Annotated in this window: 11 protein-coding genes and 1 pseudogene; 5 read left to right on the top strand and 7 right to left on the bottom strand. The window is 68.7% G+C overall.

Going from position 1 to position 17221, the window contains the following annotated elements; translation table 11 throughout:
* Positions 1 to 16 precede the first annotated feature (16 nt).
* The 5 genes from IPG50_01060 to IPG50_01080 form a co-directional block, all read right to left on the bottom strand.
* Positions 17 to 1237, bottom strand: a complete 1221-nt coding sequence (locus IPG50_01060) for a class I SAM-dependent methyltransferase (GenBank protein MBK6690792.1) — start codon at positions 1235 to 1237, stop codon at positions 17 to 19.
* Between the two features lie 139 nt (positions 1238 to 1376).
* The gene (locus IPG50_01065) at positions 1377 to 2738 is read right to left on the bottom strand and encodes a hypothetical protein (GenBank protein MBK6690793.1); all 1362 of its coding nucleotides are present in this window, start codon (positions 2736 to 2738) and stop codon (positions 1377 to 1379) included.
* A gap of 59 nt (positions 2739 to 2797) precedes the next feature.
* Entirely contained in the window at positions 2798 to 3583 is a 786-nt protein-coding gene (locus tag IPG50_01070; protein MBK6690794.1) for a hypothetical protein, read from the bottom strand.
* Between the two features lie 44 nt (positions 3584 to 3627).
* The gene (locus IPG50_01075) at positions 3628 to 6198 is read right to left on the bottom strand and encodes a TonB family protein (protein ID MBK6690795.1); all 2571 of its coding nucleotides are present in this window, start codon (positions 6196 to 6198) and stop codon (positions 3628 to 3630) included.
* Between the two features lie 241 nt (positions 6199 to 6439).
* Positions 6440 to 8752: a sulfatase-like hydrolase/transferase gene (locus tag IPG50_01080; protein ID MBK6690796.1), complete on the bottom strand. Its 2313-nt coding sequence runs from the start codon at positions 8750 to 8752 to the stop codon at positions 6440 to 6442.
* A gap of 297 nt (positions 8753 to 9049) precedes the next feature.
* Here IPG50_01080 and IPG50_01085 point away from each other — a divergent pair, with 297 nt between their 5' ends.
* Together IPG50_01085 and IPG50_01090 are read left to right on the top strand one after the other, a co-directional pair.
* Positions 9050 to 9913, top strand: a complete 864-nt coding sequence (locus tag IPG50_01085) for a hypothetical protein (GenBank protein ID MBK6690797.1) — start codon at positions 9050 to 9052, stop codon at positions 9911 to 9913.
* Between the two features lie 198 nt (positions 9914 to 10111).
* On the top strand, positions 10112 to 11719 hold the full coding sequence (locus IPG50_01090; protein ID MBK6690798.1) for a hypothetical protein: 1608 nt from the start codon (positions 10112 to 10114) through the stop codon (positions 11717 to 11719).
* Positions 11720 to 11870: 151 nt separating this feature from the next.
* Here the strand turns inward: IPG50_01090 and IPG50_01095 are convergent, their stop codons facing one another.
* Both IPG50_01095 and IPG50_01100 read right to left on the bottom strand, forming a co-directional pair.
* Positions 11871 to 12422: a dihydrofolate reductase gene (locus IPG50_01095; GenBank protein MBK6690799.1), complete on the bottom strand. Its 552-nt coding sequence runs from the start codon at positions 12420 to 12422 to the stop codon at positions 11871 to 11873.
* A gap of 55 nt (positions 12423 to 12477) precedes the next feature.
* Positions 12478 to 14310, bottom strand: a complete 1833-nt coding sequence (locus IPG50_01100) for an FHIPEP family type III secretion protein (protein MBK6690800.1) — start codon at positions 14308 to 14310, stop codon at positions 12478 to 12480.
* A gap of 341 nt (positions 14311 to 14651) precedes the next feature.
* Between IPG50_01100 and IPG50_01105 the strand changes: the two are divergent.
* The 3 genes and pseudogenes from IPG50_01105 (at position 14652) to IPG50_01115 (ending at position 17191) form a co-directional block, all read left to right on the top strand.
* Positions 14652 to 15478: pseudogene (locus IPG50_01105) on the top strand (serine/threonine-protein phosphatase).
* A gap of 410 nt (positions 15479 to 15888) precedes the next feature.
* On the top strand, positions 15889 to 16932 hold the full coding sequence (locus tag IPG50_01110) for a D-alanine--D-alanine ligase (GenBank protein ID MBK6690801.1): 1044 nt from the start codon (positions 15889 to 15891) through the stop codon (positions 16930 to 16932).
* 37 nt (positions 16933 to 16969) lie between these two features.
* Positions 16970 to 17191, top strand: coding sequence for a hypothetical protein (locus IPG50_01115; protein ID MBK6690802.1), 222 nt, complete (start codon positions 16970 to 16972; stop codon positions 17189 to 17191).
* The last annotated feature ends 30 nt before the right edge of the window (positions 17192 to 17221 follow it).

Raw genomic sequence — 17221 nt, forward strand, 5'->3', positions numbered from 1 at the left:
TCGTTGCTGTCGCCCCTCACGCGTCGGCGGGGTGGGGCGCGTAGAGGACATCGACGCGCAAGAGCTCGAGGATGAGGGCGCGCGCCTCGACGCGCCCGACGCCAAAGGGCTTGAGCGCCGCAGCCAGCTCGCCGCCGCGGAAAGACGCCGTCTGCTCGCGCAAGATGAGCGCAGCGGCCGCCATGGTCGGAGAGGTCAGCGGGAAGGACTGGCGGCGTCGCTTCACGACCACTCGCTCGGGGCGTACCTCGCCGCGCAAGCTGCGCGTCTCTACGGAGAAGGCTACGTCGGGATTCACCGCGAAGGTGGCGTCCTCTACGGCGGCCTCGCTCGGCGGCGGCCGTGGCCCGTTTTCGTCGTGGGCGACGACGAGGTCGAGCATCGAGCGATGCGTGAGCGTCTCGACGAGCGCGTACCGCTCGCACGGCGAAAGCTCCATGGCTCGTGCGGCGAGCGCCGGCGGGAGGATCTGCGAGACGTCCCATAGCTCGGGCTCGTTCCAGCGGAGCGGCGTCAGGTGTGCGTCGGCGAGGAGCGCGTAGAGTTCGGGGACGTTGTAGCTCGTCTCGTGGACATGCAGGTAGCGGTCGACGAGCTCGGCGTCAGGCACCGTCGCGGCGTCCGCGAAGGGCCCCGTGAAGAGCGCGTCGGCGGCCTGCGTCTTGACGAGCTGTCGGGCCGTCTTGAGCCGCTCTTCCACGGGGAGGGTCCGCGGCGCCAACAGATCGAGCGCCCGCACGGTGCGGTAGAGCGCGTGCCGGCCCTCGCGGCCGTAGACCATCAGCGAGATGACGCCGTGCGGTGCGAGCGCGGCCTTGAGGCGCGCGAGGCCTTGCGCTGGGTCGGCGAGGTGATGAAGCACCCCCGACGAGACGATGACGTCGAAGCCCCCGTCGGGCACGTCGAGCTCCTCGAGCGTCATCAGGTTGACGGTGCGAAACTTCACGTTGGTGATGCCGCGCGCCTTGGCCGCGCCTTCGGCCTCTTCGAGGGCGACGCGGTTGAGGTCGATGCCCACGAACTCGACGTCTCGCTGGATGGCGGCGGCGCCCAAGAGCCCGGCAGCTCGCCCGCAGCCCGCATCGAGCACGCGAAGCGGGCGACCCTTCTTCCTCGCGAGCTTGCCGTAGGAAAGGAGCTGGCGCGCGTCGCTCCCGACGCGAATCTGCGGCGTCGCGACAGGCGGGTAGGGGAACTGCTCGTACATGGCGCGGACTGCGCTCGTGATCTCGTCCATGCAGCCGACGGAGCAAAGTCGGTGCCGCTGCGCGCAGCCCCGCAAACGTGAACGTGCCCGTGCCCGTGCACGGCGCTCTCGCCCGACCCCGCCGGCCGCCTGCCCCCCCGTTTGCGCAGCCTTCCCCGCCGCAATCCCCTCAGTTCGGCGAGGAATAGTTCCGTTTCACGGCGCAGAGCCCGTCGGCGTTGAGGTGTCCCTGCGTGCTCGTGATGAACGTCACGAAGTCGGCGGTATGTCGGAGTCCCGTCGCCGGGTTTCCTGTCGGTCCGACGTTAAGGACGGCGCCCGAGTTGAACGACATGTTGCCCACCGGTGGCGTGAAGTCGCCCCCCACGCAGTTGCGCCACGGGAGAGCGGCTCCTCCCTTGTTCTTGAGCGCCTGGTAGTCGAGCGCCTCCAGGTCCTTCATCGTGACGGTGCCCGTGCCGCCGTCGCCGCCCCCCTGGGCCGCCGCGGCGAATTGGTTGAAGGTGGCCGGAGCGTCTTCCTCGACGCTGATCCAGAAGAGGTGATCCGGATGGATCGTTGCCTGAGCCGTCACGAAGGTGTTGCCCTTGACGGCGACACCACGCTGATGGTCTTCACCACCGAGCGGTGCCGCGGGGTCGTTGTCGGGGTTCTGGCAGTTCGCGCTGTCGACCGGCGCCTTGACGCACAGCTTGAAGTTGACCACCGAGGGCAGGGCATCGAGGGCCGCGTTGGCGCCCGGCGCCGGCGCGCAGGTGACGCCGCCGGCACTGCCTTTGAAGGTCCCGGTGCCAACATAGAGAATCGAGCACCCCTCCTTCACCATGTCGGCGTAGTCGGCGAGGCCCTGCGGACCCAAGTTCACGTTCTGTGCGTTCGCGGTCGCGGCCACGCTCTTGAAGCCAAAGGCGTAGCGGGCCCCGGCCGTATCGAAGGCGGCGCCGCCGTTCTTGTTCTGGTTGGCTACGACGGCTAGCGGGACGGCCTTGCCCTCGCCGCCCTTTCCTGCGGGATAGGTGGGATCGTCCTTGGCGAGGTCCACGGCAAAGGGGCCATCGACCTCTGCGACCACCTTGCCGGTCTTCGCTTGATCGGCAGGGTCGGTGTCCGGCGCCTCCGCGAGCGAAAGGGCGTCGACGGTCGTGATGAGCCGCTCGAGCTTGACCTCCCAACCATCGACGAAGGTCACCTCTTGGTCGACGGCCGGCGGAAACGCGAAGCCCTCCGTCGCGAGGGCTTCGCCGGAGATCGTGAAGAGCACACTCCCGTTCCCAGGAGTCGCCGGCGGCGCCGTGAAGGCCTTAAGGGCGAAACCACCGTCGGTCGTCGTCACCACGTCGGCGCCGCCACCACCGTCACTGACGGCGCTCGCCTCCGCCGACCCGCCGCCATCCGTCGTTGCCGCTGGCTGCGTTCCCGACTGGTTCTCCGCGTCGTCGCTGCACCCCTGCGTGGTCAGTCCAGCGACGAGGCCCACGAGGGTGAGCGGGAACAAGGTGCGCGTAGCGTTCGAAAGACAAAAGAAGGCCATGGGATAAACTCCGTTTGGTGACTTGATGATTTGATGAACCGTTCGAGGTTCGCCGCCCGCTAGAGGCGAGCGCGCCACTCGAACGTGTAGAGTGCAGCGGAGCGGAGGGCGGCGAAGACCGCGACGCTCGGGCCGTCAGCGGCTTCGTCCTGAAAGCCGAAGAGCGGAGGGTCCTTCGAGAACTGCTTCAGCTCCTGGAAGTCGACCGTCAGAAAGAGACGCCGCGGATCGACGCGTACCAGTAGCGCGCCGCCGGCAGACGGGGCGATGGACAGGGGGATGGGCGCAACGATGCGCTCGCGACACAAGGGATTGGCCCCCGGCTGGGCGGGGCTCGGCGGCGGGCGCTTGCGGTTCTCGGCAATGGTGAGGCGCCCCTTGAAGGGGAGCGCGCGCCCATCGCGGGTCGCGGTACCTTCGACCTCGAAGATCGGCGTCGTGTCGCTCTCGTCGTAGACGTCGCCGCTGCCGGTGAGCCAAACCTCGCCGGCGCGCGCGGGCGCCGTCGTCGCAGATCCTCGCCGAGTGAAGCGTTGCGGGCGTTCGTCCAGCAGGTTGACGTCGAGGCCGGCGCTGATCTCGGCGGTGTAACGGCCCGACGACAGACATGAATCGGCTTGGGCGTTCGACACCGGAAGCAGCTCGTTCATGTAGACGGCGCCGATGCGAAGCGAAGCGCGGGTCAGCTCGACGTCGTAGCCCCGGGGCGTCGTGAACCTTAGCGGGGCTCCCGAATGCGCATCCGCGGGGCCCGCTGCGCCGCCCTCGAAGTCGAAGGTCTCGCCACCCGAGCTGCCGATGCAGCCCGTCATCGTCGCCGCCGTGGGCACGACAAGGGAAAGCACGGCGAGCGCGTGCCGCAGCCCGAACCGTCGCCGTGTTGAGCCCATCACGAGCCCCCCAGGGTCATGGTCAGGGTCCCAAACACGGCGCGTGGCGCCCCCGCGACGAAGTGCCTGCTGGCGACGAGCGTCGGCGGGCCGCCCTGCTGGAACACCGACGAGTAGTTGTATTCGGAGAGCCGGTAGCGGTTGTCCAAGAGATTGGACGCGATGACCCCCAGCTCGACGTTGCCGAGGCCAAGCGTCGCCGACGCGTCGACGGTGAGGATTCGTTGACTGCGCTCGCTGAAGGGCAGCTCGCGCCGACCGACGTAGGTGATGCCGGAGCCCAACGCGCCGCGGAGTTTGTCGCCCCGTATTCTCACGGGAAAGTCCGCGTGGAGCGCCGTGTCGGAGCGGAAAACGAGATCGGGCACGTAGGGCACGAGCAGGTTGGTGTCGTCGAAAGACGAGCGCACCAGGGTGAGGCTCGCGGCTTGATCGAGCCACATGCCCGTGTAGCGGACCGTTCCGGCCCATCCAGTGCGCGACGTGCCATTGGCGAGCGTGCTTCGCCCCGCCGTCTGGTTGAAGATGAGATCGCGGTCGACGTGCGTCTGGAAGAAGATCGACTTGACGACGAGGCTCGAGGTCTCGCTGTCCCTCGCGTAGCCGACGCCCCCTTCGTACGAGGTGATGCTCGCGTAGGGCGTTCGGACGTCTTGGGTGACGTAGACCGGGTCGATGGAGCGGGCGCCCTGCCCATAGGCTGCGCTGAAGGTGAAGTGGTCGAAGGGGCCAAGGAGCACTGACGCCCGCGGCAAGAGCGCAGTGCCGACCGTCGAAGCGCGTTGGTTCGCCTCGCGGTGCACACCGAACCGCGACTGCGTGAGGCAGCTCGCGTCACCGGGCGGGTTCTTCACCGAGGGTTTCGACACGTCTTGGGCCGCACAGAGGTTCTGCGCGTCGAAGGAGAAGAGCTCGGCGCGAAGTCCGCCGCGAACCGTGAGCCAGCGCGTGGCGTGCAGGTTGGCGTCACCGTAGAGGCCGAGGTTGCCAAGCTTCGACGAGAGCAGCGTCTCGGTCTTGTAAGGCACCGACGTGGTCGCCTCGAGCCTTTGCTCCGACGAGTCGACGAGGTCGCCGCGAGCGAAGTAGCCGACTTCGAGCTCCTGCTTGTGGCCAAGCGCGCTCCCGGCGATGCGCGAGGCGCCGCGGCCGCCCATGGTCCACACGCCGTTGTTCAGATCGATGAGATCGCCGCGTTGCCCGTGAGGGCTCTGGATGGCCTCCTGCGTGTCTTCGAGGAAGCCAGTGAAGTTCTTCAGCAGGCGAAGGTCCCGGCGAATGAGAAAGAGCTGCTGCGTGTACGTGGTGTCTTGGCCCCGCGAGACGATGTCCGCGGCGAGCGAATACCGCGACGACGAGCCGCCCTGACGCGGATCGTAGGTGTCGTAGAAGTCAACGCGCCCAGCGCGCAGATCGTCTTGGCGGAGCACGCCCGCCGAGAAGTACTTGGTCGTGTAGGCCTGCGTCGTGAGCCGGTAAGAGCCCCGCTCGCCGATGCGGCCCTCGTATTGCCCCATACCCGTGGCGCGGTCGGCCCCGCGATTCTGACCGAAGCCGTCGGTCCGATACAGCTCAGCGCCACCGAAGGTGTGCACGCTTTCGTCCTTCGGCCCCCAGAGGAGCAAGAGGCGGTGCGTGTTGAAGCTGCCGCCGCGATAGCCGATGGTCGTGCCGCGCTTTTGAAGACCGAGCTGGTAGTCGGCGCTGCCGGCCACGGCGAAGTTGCCTTGCCGCGGGTCGAAGGGGCCCTCAACGACCCTTAGCGATTCGACAAGCTCAGGGATGATGAAGTTGGTCTCGGCGAAGCCACCGCCGTGAATGTTGCCCGGCTCGTTGATGGGAACACCGTCGACGGTAAACTCGATGTCCTGCCCTTCGCGCGCATCGAAGCCACGCAGAAATACCTGCTGGGCGTGACCTTCGCCGCCCTCGTTGGACAACAGGATGCCGGGGGCGAGCTTGAGCAACTCGGCGGCGTTGCCGCGATAGACGCGGGCCAACTCGCCGATGCGGAGGTTGAAGTCGGAGGCCCCGCGACTGGGGGGCATGGGCCGCCCGTGGACGAGCACCTCGTCCGACGCTTTGGCGGGGGCCTTCGGCTCCTCGTGGCTGTGCGCGTGGGAGGAGGCCTGCGACGGTGGCGCTGGCGCCTCGACGACCTCGACAGCGGCCGCGGGCGGCGAAAAGTGGAACGGCACGCGGATCTTCGCCGCGACGGGCTTTCCGTTGCGGAGCGCGGGGTCGAACGTCCACTGACGCGCAGCCACAATGGCCGCCTGGTCGAGATCGGCCCCCGCCGATTCGAGGACCTCCACGGCGCTCACGTGGCCGTGGACGTCGACGGTCACGGCGAGGACGACGTCGCCGTGCTTGTTCTCACGGTGGGCCGATTCGGGGTACGTCGCGTCGACGTGGGTGCGGACGACAGGCGCCACAAGCTGCGGAGGCGGCGATTGCGCTTGCGCCGCGGCGGGGAGCAACGCCAGAAGTCCCGCCGCTACGGCCCGTGCGGCGAGCCTCGCGAGGTACCGCTGGAAGTGGGGGGGCGCGAGGTGCTCGTGATGGCACATAGGGACGATTCACCAGTCGTTGAACTGATGGTTTGATGCAACCGAGTTGCGAATGACCTCTACACCATCGGCGTCTCCGCGCAACCGAAAGGTGGCCAACAGGGGCTCCGGCGCGCCGCCGTCCTGGCCCCGCCTCCCGTTGGGCCAAGGCGCCGGCGTGGAGTTCGTGCCGTCGACTCGCGGGCCTCGCGCTTGCGCTTGCCCGACCGCTACAGACGCGGCCGCGGGGGAGCGGCCCGGTTCACGGCGGGAGGCGGTACGCGCGGCGACACGCGCGCGCCGCGCGGTACGCGTCGAGGCGCGTCAAGAACGGTTGAGCGCGCGCCCGGTCGGTATCGAAGAGCGTGAAGGTCTCGGTGGGGTCGTTCGAGAGATCGTAGAGCTCCGCGAGGCGCGAGTTCAGATCGTAGTCGAACTTGAGCGGGCCCTTCACCAGCGAAACGAGCATGCGCGTCGTGCCGATGCGCTCGATGACGACGGACTCGTCGGTGGCGCGCATCATGGGGGCCAGATCGCTGGAGACGCGCGCGAGGGCGGCGTCGCGGAGTGGGGATGGGCCGTGAAGCATGAGCCAGGGCAACGCGTAGAGCGTCGATGTCGGCGCGTCGATGCGCCGTCCGCGCTCGCCGGGGATCCAGACGACGAGCGGCACGTGCACCTGTTCTTCGTAGACCGTAGTGCCGTGGACGGCGCCGCCGTGTTCTCCGAACTCCTCGCCATGGTCGGCGTAGAAGACGACGACGGTGTTCTTCGCGAGGCCGGTGCGCTCCAACGCCGCAAAGACTCGGGCGAGCTGCCCGTCCACGTGTTCGATGTTCTCGAGGTGAGCCGCGAGCGAGCCTTGGGGCGTGCCGGCCTTCCGCGGCCGGTACGGATGGTGCGGCGACACGTAGAAGAGCCAGCCGAAGAAGCGTTTGCCGCTTCGCGCCGCCGATTCGAAGGCCGCCTCCGCGTGGGCCGTCACGCGCTCATCAACGCCCATCACGACGTCGGCCTTGTCTTCCGGTGCCGGTTCGAAGGTGCGCGCCGCGAAGCCCTGGCTTAGGCCGCGAACGCAACGATCTTCGGGGCCGCCGACGTGAACGGCGTGGAACGTATGGTAGCCGGAGCGCGAGAAGGCTTCGGCCACGGTGTCGGCGCGCGGCGCGATCTCGCCGCACCAGTCGGACTCTTCGACGGTCATGGGCACGTGCGACGGGAAGGTCATCGTGAAGGCGCTGCCCATGGAGGCGAGCGTGCGGCATGACGGCGCATAGGCGCGGGGAAAAATGAAGGCCCCGCGGCGCTCGAGCTCCGCGAGGAACGGCGTCGTGCCGAGCCGCGGGTTTCCGAGGCTCGTCTTGTCAAAGCGCGTGGCCTCGACGTTGATGAGCAAGACATTGTGCTCGCTCAAGCGAAAGTCGTCGCGAAGCGACGGGACGGCGGCGACGCGACGAAAGAGAGCTTCGTCGTCGAGCGCGCCGCGCGGGCCGGCATGCGACTCGAGGGGCGAAGTCACGCACGGCACCTCGACGGCCGCGCTCTCGCGCCCTTCGCCGCGGCCGCCCATCAGCGCGAATCCCTGGGGAGTGCCGAGCAGCGTGGTGGCGGCGACGTGCGCCACGAACGGCGAGGGTAGCGGCAGCGCGCGCTCAAGGGCGAAGAGCGCCACGGTAAGGGCGCTGAGGGCGACCGCGAAGCGACGTGGTGTGCGCGAGGCCGCCTGCGGGCGATCTGGCCGGCGCGGGCGGTATGCGGACGCGAAGGTCCAGGCGCCCGCGCTGGCCAAGACAAGGGCGCCAGCGAACAGGGACTGATGGAGCGACGGGTAAAGGTTCTTGAAGCGGGTGAGGTGAAAGCCTAGCGCGAGCGCCGCGCCGACAAGGCCGCTCGCACCGACGAGTCGTCGCATCCAGCGGCCGCCGACCGAGGTGAGCAAGAGCGTGGAGCTGGCCGCGGAGAACGCGAAGAGGCACGCCGCAGCGACGACGAAGGGGGGATACCCGCGGAACTTCGGGTACGTGACGAGCGTGAGGTGCGCGGAGCCGGCTACGCAGACGGCAACCGCCAGGGCCGCGGCGAGGAGCAGGCCCTTGGAGGCCCCACGTTGTCGGCCCAAGAGCAGGAGAACGACGACGAACTGGAGCGCGAGCAGGTCGCCGAAGCGGTAGACGAGGCTTCGGAGCAACAGCGAGAGTGTCTGGCCCAGCGGGAGCGCGATCGAGTGGGCGCGCGCCAGCGAGGCCCAAGGTACGGAGGCGGCGTCTACGGCGACGAGGGCGAGCGCGGTCGCGAGGAGGAGCGCGAGGGCCGTGGCGGGGGCGACGAGGGGCGCCGCGAGGGGGGCGCCGGGTGCAGCGTGGGGCCTCGGCGAGACAATGCTTGGCGGGAGTCCGGCTCCGGCCGCGCGCGAGGGAGGCGTCTGGGCGCGAGATGTGTCGTCGTCGACCACCGCGCATAGGGTCGCACGGGTTGGGCTCGCGCGCGCGGCGGGCGGCAGGCCTAAGAAGCGGCGGAGAGGCGACGGCGGCGCGGCCGCGGGCGCGGGGGCGGCCCGGCGGTCGACAATTAGCATGCTAAGTGGACTCTTCGCGCCGCCTGTCCGCGCCCGTCCGTGGCTGTCCGGCGGACGGGCTGGGGGGGCGCGACCGCAGCTCGACAATTAGCATGCTAATTGTCGGCCTTCGCGGTGCCTGGCCCCCCCCGGCCCTCGCTGGTCCGCCCGCCCGGGCGCATGCGCCTGCCCGATCACCTGGGTTTGCGCGCGGCCGCGCGCCGCGGTACAGCGCCCCCCGTGACTGAGACCCCGAGCCAACGCCCCCCGTCCCAAGCGCCTGCCTCGAAGGCGAAGAAGAAGAAGAGCGCCGCCGAGATGCAGGAGGAGCTTCGCTCTCTGCAATCCGGGCAGAGCAAGGCGCCGCCGCCGGCCGTGAACCTCAGGAAGGGCGCGCTGCGGGTCGTCGCGGTCCTCGTGATCCTTTGGCTCATCGCCCTTTTCATCCCCTCTCCGATTCCGAAGTACGTGATGGCCGCCGTGACGGTGGCGGCCGCCGGGGCAGGGCTCTGGTTCGTTCGCTACGTCAAAAAGACCGAAGCGCTCGGGAGCATCCTTCGGGGCGCCGATACGGCCGAGGGGCGCAAGGACGCGCTGAAGAAGCTCGAAGCGGACTTCAAGAAGGGCGACGTGCAGGCCACGCTCGCTCGCGCGCAGCTTGAAATGCAGGAGGAGCCGCGCAAGGCCCTCGCTACGCTGGAGAGTATCCCCCTCGACAAGCAGCTCACGCCGGTTGCGGATCAGGTTCGGGCGCTACGGGCGATGCTCCACCTCTCCCTCGGTGAGACGGCGGAAGCGCGGCCCCTTGTGGACAAGCTCGAGTTGGGAAAGCAGCAGGACGTCAAGACTCGCGCGATGTTCGCGACCGTCGCTGGCGAAGCCTGGGCCCGCACCGGCAACGCCAAGAAGGGCCTCGAGACCCTCGAGCTCTTCAACCCCGAAGACCCCGAGCTCGGCGAAATGCGCATCCAGATGTGGCGCGCGCGTGCCTTTGCCCACGCGTCGCTCAACGACATCAAGGGCGTGCAGCGTTGTCTGAAGAAGCTCTCGGATACGAGCCCGCAACTGCTCGCGATGTTCGTCCAGCAGAAGAAGGTGCATCCGCTCTTGGAGCGTGAGGCCAAGCAGGTCCTCATGCAGAGCGGCGCCGTACCGCGCAAGATGGTCCGCCAGAAGGTCTGACGCGCGTCGGCGCCCGGCCTTGTCGGGCTAGCCGGTCCTGCCGTCGCTGCGACGGCGAGGACGCAGATGCGACCGAGTCGTCGCACTGGCGGCGCGAGAGACGCGGGCTCTTCTCGGTGATTCTCTTGTGTGCGCGATGGTCCGCCACGTGCACGGCACTGCACGACCTGGGCGACGCTCGGTCGTAGGAGGCCACAGATGCAGGCGAACGAGACAGTCCCGCGCGAGCCTCTGGTCGATGAGCTCGCGCTGCGTGGCGCGGTACGCCCCGTTGTCGTCGCGTGCGGGCTCGTGTGCATCCTCGGTATGCAGGCTTGCTCCGAAGAGTTGGCGCCGCTGCGTCGCTCGTTGGTGCCGGCGCCCGCCCAAAGCGACACGGGGCTCGCCCCGTCCGTGGCGGACGCCGCAGCCGCGGACGCGACCACGGTGCCAGCGCCGGGACCGGGCTTCACGATCTACCCGCTCTCGCCGAGCGCGAGCTCCGTCGCGCCGGGAGGGACGTTCAGCTTCGCCATCAAGCTCGCGTACGTCGGTCCCGCGCTCACCGACGACTACGAGGTCTTCTTGCACCTCGTCGGTCCCGGCAAGCCTGACTGGTTCGACCATGCGGTGTACCCGGTGCCGGGCCCGAAGAGCTCCACGTGGGCCGGCGTGACGACCTTCTCGGGAACGCTCGCCATCCCCGCGAGCGCGTCGGGCACGTACACGGTGATGGCGGGGGTGCACCACGCTACGCCCGGCGCCGAAACCGCGAACATTCGCATGTCGCCCGCCACGGCTGCCGTGGCGGAGCGCTTCGCGGCGGGCGCCATCGGATACCGCTACGCCATCGGAACCGTCGCAGTGACAACGGCCGGCGGACCTACGCTTCCCGTCACGCCGCCAACGACCTCGCCCGGATGGGCGCAGGCGGTCATCGACGACATGACCACGGCGTCGGAGGCCACGCTGGCGAAGCGAGGCTCGGGGACGATGACGGCCTATGCGTCGCTCGGCTCGATCGGCGGCACGGGCGGAAACTACGACTCGATCGTCGGCATCTGCTCGGGCGTGTGCGATCACTTCGCACAGAACGTGGCGGGCGCGATCTCGTGGACCTGGATCTGGGCCGGGGCCCAAAACAATGCCTCGCACTCGCTCGTGCTGGCGCGCCGCGCCCGCGGCTATTACCTGTCGAAGTCGACGGGGCAGTGGGTTCTCGCCTTCGAGAGTCGCCCCGTTGGCGTTCCTGAGCAGATCGACGAGACGACCGGCACGGGTGCGCAGCTCAACCCCGATACGCAAGTCGCCGTGGATGCGATGACCACATCGCTCAAACCCGATGCTTTCTACAAGTACGAGCTGTGGGGCCAAGCGACCATCGGTCACGCAGCGTTTCAGGACGCCAAGGCGTGGTTCTTCAGCACGCAACTCAGCGTCACCACCGATGGTTCAGGCATCGACGATCGCGCGTCGTCGGAGTTCATCGTGAAGGTCGGTGCAGATTTCTACACGGCGGAGTCGCTCGCGGCCAGCGACTATCCGGGCGCACGCGCGCGTTACATCAACATCGCCAACGGCCAGTTGACGGCCGGCGTCTGCGACACCTGCTATCCGTACGTCGTCATGGACGGCCTCGGCGGCCGATATCGCAAGATCCCCACCGACGGCTCCTGGATCACCGTGACGGCGATCTCCATGTCGCCGACCTTCGGCGGCAGCGCGCTCCCGCCGCCATGGGGCGACTACAGCGTTCCGTCGCCTTACGCGCAGCCGCCGTACGCACTGACGGCCTCCGAGATTCTGGCGAATCCGCCTCCGCAGTAGGCCTGCTCGGCGGCGCGCTCTCAGCGCGCCTCGGCGGGCAGCTTGTCGGGCGCCCAACGCAACAGATCGATCTCGGCGCTCACGCCCTTGCCGAAGAGGCATGGAGTCGCCCCACGTCGCGGCTCGGGAGGTAGGTCGCGCAACCGGTCGCTCAATCGGCGGCGGCTTGCTCCACGCCCGCCATCACCCGATAGCGGAGCTGCACCAAGCCGCTCTCGAAGGCGCGATGTCCGGTGAGCGCGAGCCGAACGTCGCGACCGATCGCGGGTGCCAGTGGCGCGCCTTCGCCGAGCAAAACCGGGATGACGGACACGGTGACGTCGTCGATGAGCTGCGCGCCGAGGAGCTGCGCGATGACGGTGCCTCCGTCGACGTAAACGCGCCGCGCGCCCTCGGCGCCGAGGCGCTCGACGAGCTCCGTGAAGTCGCCGCGATAGAACGCCTCGCCGTGCCGCGAGCGCGGTGCCTCGTGCGTGAGGACCACGCATCGCTTACCCGCGTAGGGCCATGCGTCGAAGCCCAGCGCGGTCTCGTAGGTCTTCCGCCCCATGAGCAGGGTGTCGACGGAGTCAAAGAACGCCTTCCAGCCGTAGGCTTTGCCGGGACGCTCGACGATGGAGAGCCAGTCGATGGCGCCGCTGGGTCGAGCGATGAAGCCGTCGAGGCTCGCGGCGATGAAGACCGAGCATTGCGGGCGGGCCATGGCTTGCTCGTACCACGAAGCACGGCCCCCAACGCACTCGCAGCGGCGGCGTAGCTCAGCCCAAATCTGCCAAGTGCGCCCGCGCCGCGGGACGCACCGAAATCTCCGGGAGCAGGTCCGCGAAGCTCACCACAGCGACCTCGGGCAAGTCGGTTTCGACGAGCTTGCGCACGAAGCGGCGAATGTCCGGCTGCGTGAGCACGATGGTCCGGGGCTCGGCTCCCTCGGGACGACCTTCGCTCGCGCTCGCTTCCGCCACGGCGCGGCGCATGGCGCTCACGATGTCTCTCGCGGCTTGCGGTGCGAGCGTCAAGAACGCTCCCGCCGTCGTTCGCGTGACGGATCGGCGCACGATGTCTTCGACCGTTGGATCGAGCGTCACGACCTCCAAATGCCCTGCACCGCGCGTGAGTCGGAAGGTCGTGGCGCGGCGCAAATCGGCCCGCACGAGCTCCGCGAGCGAGAGCGGATCCTTCTCGAGCGCGGCGTGGCCCGAGAGCGACTGCAGGATGGCCGACAGGTCGCGGATCGAGATCCCTTCGTCGACGAGTCGTCGCAGGATGTCCGTAAGGAGCGTGAGCGACACGGGCTTCGGCACGACGGCACGCACCGTCGCCGGCTGCACCCCTTCGAGCTCGTCGAGCAGCTTTTGCGTCTCGGAGAGCCCCAAGAGCTCACCAGCGCGGCGCCGCAGAAGGTTCCGAATCGCCTCCGTGGCCGCGCCCAAGTCGCCAGCCGGCACGATCGCCTGCGGCACGTCGCGCAGCGAAATGGCGAGGTGCCCCGACGGGAGCCCTGACGCGAGCGTCAAGACGGCCTTCGGCAAAGGAAGCCCGAGCTCGAGGAACAGGTCGCGGCGAACGCCGTCGAGCTGGGTGGCAACGTCGCCCAGCGCGGCTGTGCTCTCCGCTGGCAATTCGACGCGCCAAAGCGGCACCAGCGGCGCGAAGCCGTCGCGCGAGCCCTCGACGTTGGCCTCACGCTCGCGGCGCGCCTCCTCGAGGCGCCGCGTGGCTCGGCGCGAGGCGACGAACAAGAGCGCCGCCACGACGAGGAAGGGGAGCGTAGGAAGCCCGGGCACGACGCCGAGCAGCGCGACGAACAGCGATGCCGCGAAGAGCGCTTTCGGGGAGCCCAAGAGCTGCGTGCTGAGCTCGCGGCCGAGCGGCGTCTCGTTCTCCTCGCTGGCGACGCGCGTGACGAGCACGCCGGCGGCCGTCGAGATCACGAGGGCGGGGATCTGCGAGACAAGGCCGTCACCGATGGTCAAGAGGCCGTAGCGCTTTAGCGCGTCGCCGACGGGCATGCCTCGCTGACCCACGCCGATGGCGAGGCCACCGAAGATGTTGACCGCCGTGATGATCAGCGACGCGATGACGTCGCCCTTCACGAACTTCATCGCCCCATCCATGGCGCCGTAGAACTGGCTCTCGCGCAGCAAGGTCCGCCTGCGGCGCCGCGCCTCGGCGCTGTCGATGGCGCCGGTGCGCAGCTCGGCGTCGATGGCCATCTGCTTGCCCGGCATCGCGTCGAGGACAAAGCGCGCCCCCACCTCGGCGACCCGCTCTGAGCCCTTGGCGATGACGACGAACTGGATGATCGTCAGGATCAGAAACACGATGGCGCCGACGACGTAGTTGCCCTGAACCACGAACGTTCCGAAGGCGCGAATCACGTCGCCGGCGTCGCCGTGCAGAAGAATGAGACGCGTCGCCGAGACGTTGAGCCCGAGCCGGAAGAGCGTCGTCAGGAGCAGCACCGTCGGAAACGTCGCGATGGCGAGCGCGTCAGGCACGTAGAGAACGACGAGCAACAAGGTCACCGCCGCCGAGAGGTTCAGCGAGATGAGGCCGTCGAGCAGCCAGGTCGGCAGCGGCACGATCATCATGCCGACGACGGCGAGCACGAGCAACGCGAGCGCGGCGTCGGGTGAGGCGAGCGCGCCGCCTTGGCGCCGGACGGCGGCGCGCGCGGCGCGGGCAGGTGAGGGGGTCGGAGCCACGAGCGCCGGACCGTATCGCAGCCGCCCGCGGCGGGAAACCGCGTTCAGGCTCCGTCCCCCGGCCCCGGCTCGACGCCTGTGGCAGCCTCCGCCTCGTCGGGCCCCGTCACGATGTGCGACACGCGAGAGGCTGAACGCTCCACTAGGACCGCAGCCGCCGCTTCGGTATACTTCTGGCCCAAGCGAGGACGGGCCCGTACCCCCCACGAGCCGCCACGCGCGCGTTGATGCAGCGGACGAAATCCCACGGTCGTATTCCTTTCGCCGCGCCCTTCGAGGGCGCCGAGGCGATCCCGTCCGTCGCCAAGCGCATCGGGTATGGGCTCACCCATATTGGGCGGAAGCGGAAGGCCAATCAGGACGCCTTCCTCGTCGACAACGACCTGGGCCTCTTCGTGGTGGCCGACGGCATGGGCGGTCACGCCGCCGGCGAGGTTGCGAGCCAAGAGGCCGTCGACGCGATCTTCGGCATGGTCAAGCGCGGCCTCAGGATCTGCGCATGCTGACCGACCCGCTGTCCGAGGACGACGCCCGCGCGGCCTGCCGCCTCGTCGAAGCAGCGGTGCAGGGCGCGACCTACATGGTCTATTCGATGGCCGAACAGGACCGCAGGAAGAGCGGGATGGGCACCACCATCAGCGTCCTCCTCGTCGTGGGCGACTACGCGGTCGTCGGGCAAGTGGGCGACAGCCGGGTCTACCGCATCATCGGCGGCAACCCGGAACAGCTTACGGAAGATCACACGCTCATCGCGTGGCAGCTCAAGCAGGGGCTCATCACCCACGAAGAGGCCACCGTCTCGCCGCATCGCAACGTGATCACCCGTGCTGTCGGCAGCCGCGACTACGTTGAGGTCGACACGCGCATCGTCGGCTTGACTCAAGGCGATCGGTTCCTTCTCTGCAGCGATGGCCTCCACGGGTACCTCCGCGACGAAGACATCGTGCCCCTCGTCGAGCTGGGCGGCGCCGAGGCCGTGCAGCGGTTCGTCGACATCGCCAACGTGCGCGGCGGTCGCGACAACATCACGGCCGTGCTGGTCGAGCTGGACTGAGCCTTTTCCGTACGCGGGCTGGGTTTCGTGTCGGCGCGGAAAAGCGTAGAACTTCTGCATGCCTGTGCGTGGTTGCTAAGGCGGGTTCTGCGACTGGATACCTCGTTCGTTGCACCAACCATGAGCCACTATGTGGCCGATATGAAAGGCATGATTGGACGCGCCAGTGCTCCCGTGACGCGTCGCGCGAAAAGTTGACCCCTCGGGGCGCCTCAGGGTACGGCGTGGGGCGTGATTGGTGTCGCAAGCGTACGCGGCCTAGGCCTTCCCAGGCCCGGGGCCGACGTGGCGTGGGAAACGGGGCGCGCCTCTGTGGCCGCCTTGCCGCGCTCGCTCTCGCTCCAGGCACGGAAACCGGCTCCGGAACGCGAGCAGGGCTGTCGGCTCGCCACCTGCATCAAGGAGAGCGCATGAGCAAAAGGCGCGTGGGTGTCGTGATGGGGGGATTGAGCGCGGAACGCGACGTTTCGCTCCGCACTGGTGAAGGCGTCATCGACGCGCTTCGCGGTCGCGGACACGACGTCGTCCCCATCGAATGGGGCCCTGAAACGCCGGGCATCGATGTCCTCTTGCGAAGCGCCGACATCGACGTCGTCTTCCTGGCGCTCCACGGGCGCGGCGGCGAAGACGGTTGCGTCCAAGGCCTCTGCGAGCTGCTCGGATTGCCCTACACCGGCTCGCCGCTCCTCTCCTCCGCTTTGGCCATGGACAAGCTGAAGGCCAAGGAGCTCTTCCGGCTCCACAACGTGCCGACGCCTCCGTATTACGTGGTCTCGGCCGCCGACCTTCCGGAGCTCGAAGAGACCCACGGCAGCTTCGGCTTTCCCGTCATCGTCAAGCCGCGCTCTGAAGGCTCGTCGGTGGGCATGGCGAAGGCCGACAACCTCGCCGAGCTGGCCCGCGCCATCGACGCAGCGCTCGTGCACGACCCCTCGGTCTTGGTCGAGCGCTTCGTGAAGGGCGCCGAGGTTCACGTGGGCCTCCTCGATGGCAAGGTCCTCGGCGCCATCGAGGTGGTGCCCAAGAGCGGCATCTACGACTACGCGTCGAAGTACACGCCCGGCGCGACCGAGTACATCGCGCCGCCTCGACTGCCGCCGACGCGCGTTCGCGGTGTCATGAACCTCGCCGAGCGCGCTTCCAAGGCGCTTGGGTGCACCGGCGCCTGCCGCGTCGACGTCCTCGTGACGGAGGGCGAGAACGAGTACGTCCTTGAGGTCAACACGCTCCCCGGCATGACGCCGACGTCGCTCCTACCCAAGATCGCGCAGGCGGCGGGCGTCGACTACGCCACGCTCTGCGAGTCGATCCTCGAGGGGGCAGCGCTCCACGGCGCCCTCGGCGTCGAGAAGCGCACGTCGCGCATCTCGCGCGTCGCGCTGACGGAAAAGGCCGAAGCCGCGCCTCGCTCCTCGCGCACCCGCACCGCCGCCAAGCAACGCCGCGTCGGCTGATGCGGCCTCGCGGGGGTGGTACACACCAGCCCGCGTCATGACCGAAAAGCTCGACCCCCGCGAAGCTCACAAGCGCTACCTCGACTACCGAGAGCGGCACGGGTATTTCGGAGCGGGGCTCAAGCTGCCCGTGCTGTCGGCGGAGGCCTTTGCCACCGCCGACGTCGAGCACACGCGCCTCGAAGCGCGGGGCGAATCGCGCGACGACGAAGAAGAAGCTCGCTTCAATGAGCTCGTGAAACTCCTCTTTCGCGATTAGGCCCGCGTCGCGCCCGTTGGGAGGTAGGTA

Source organism: Myxococcales bacterium, assembly GCA_016703425.1.
GTDB lineage: Bacteria > Myxococcota_A > Polyangia > Polyangiales > Polyangiaceae > JADJCA01.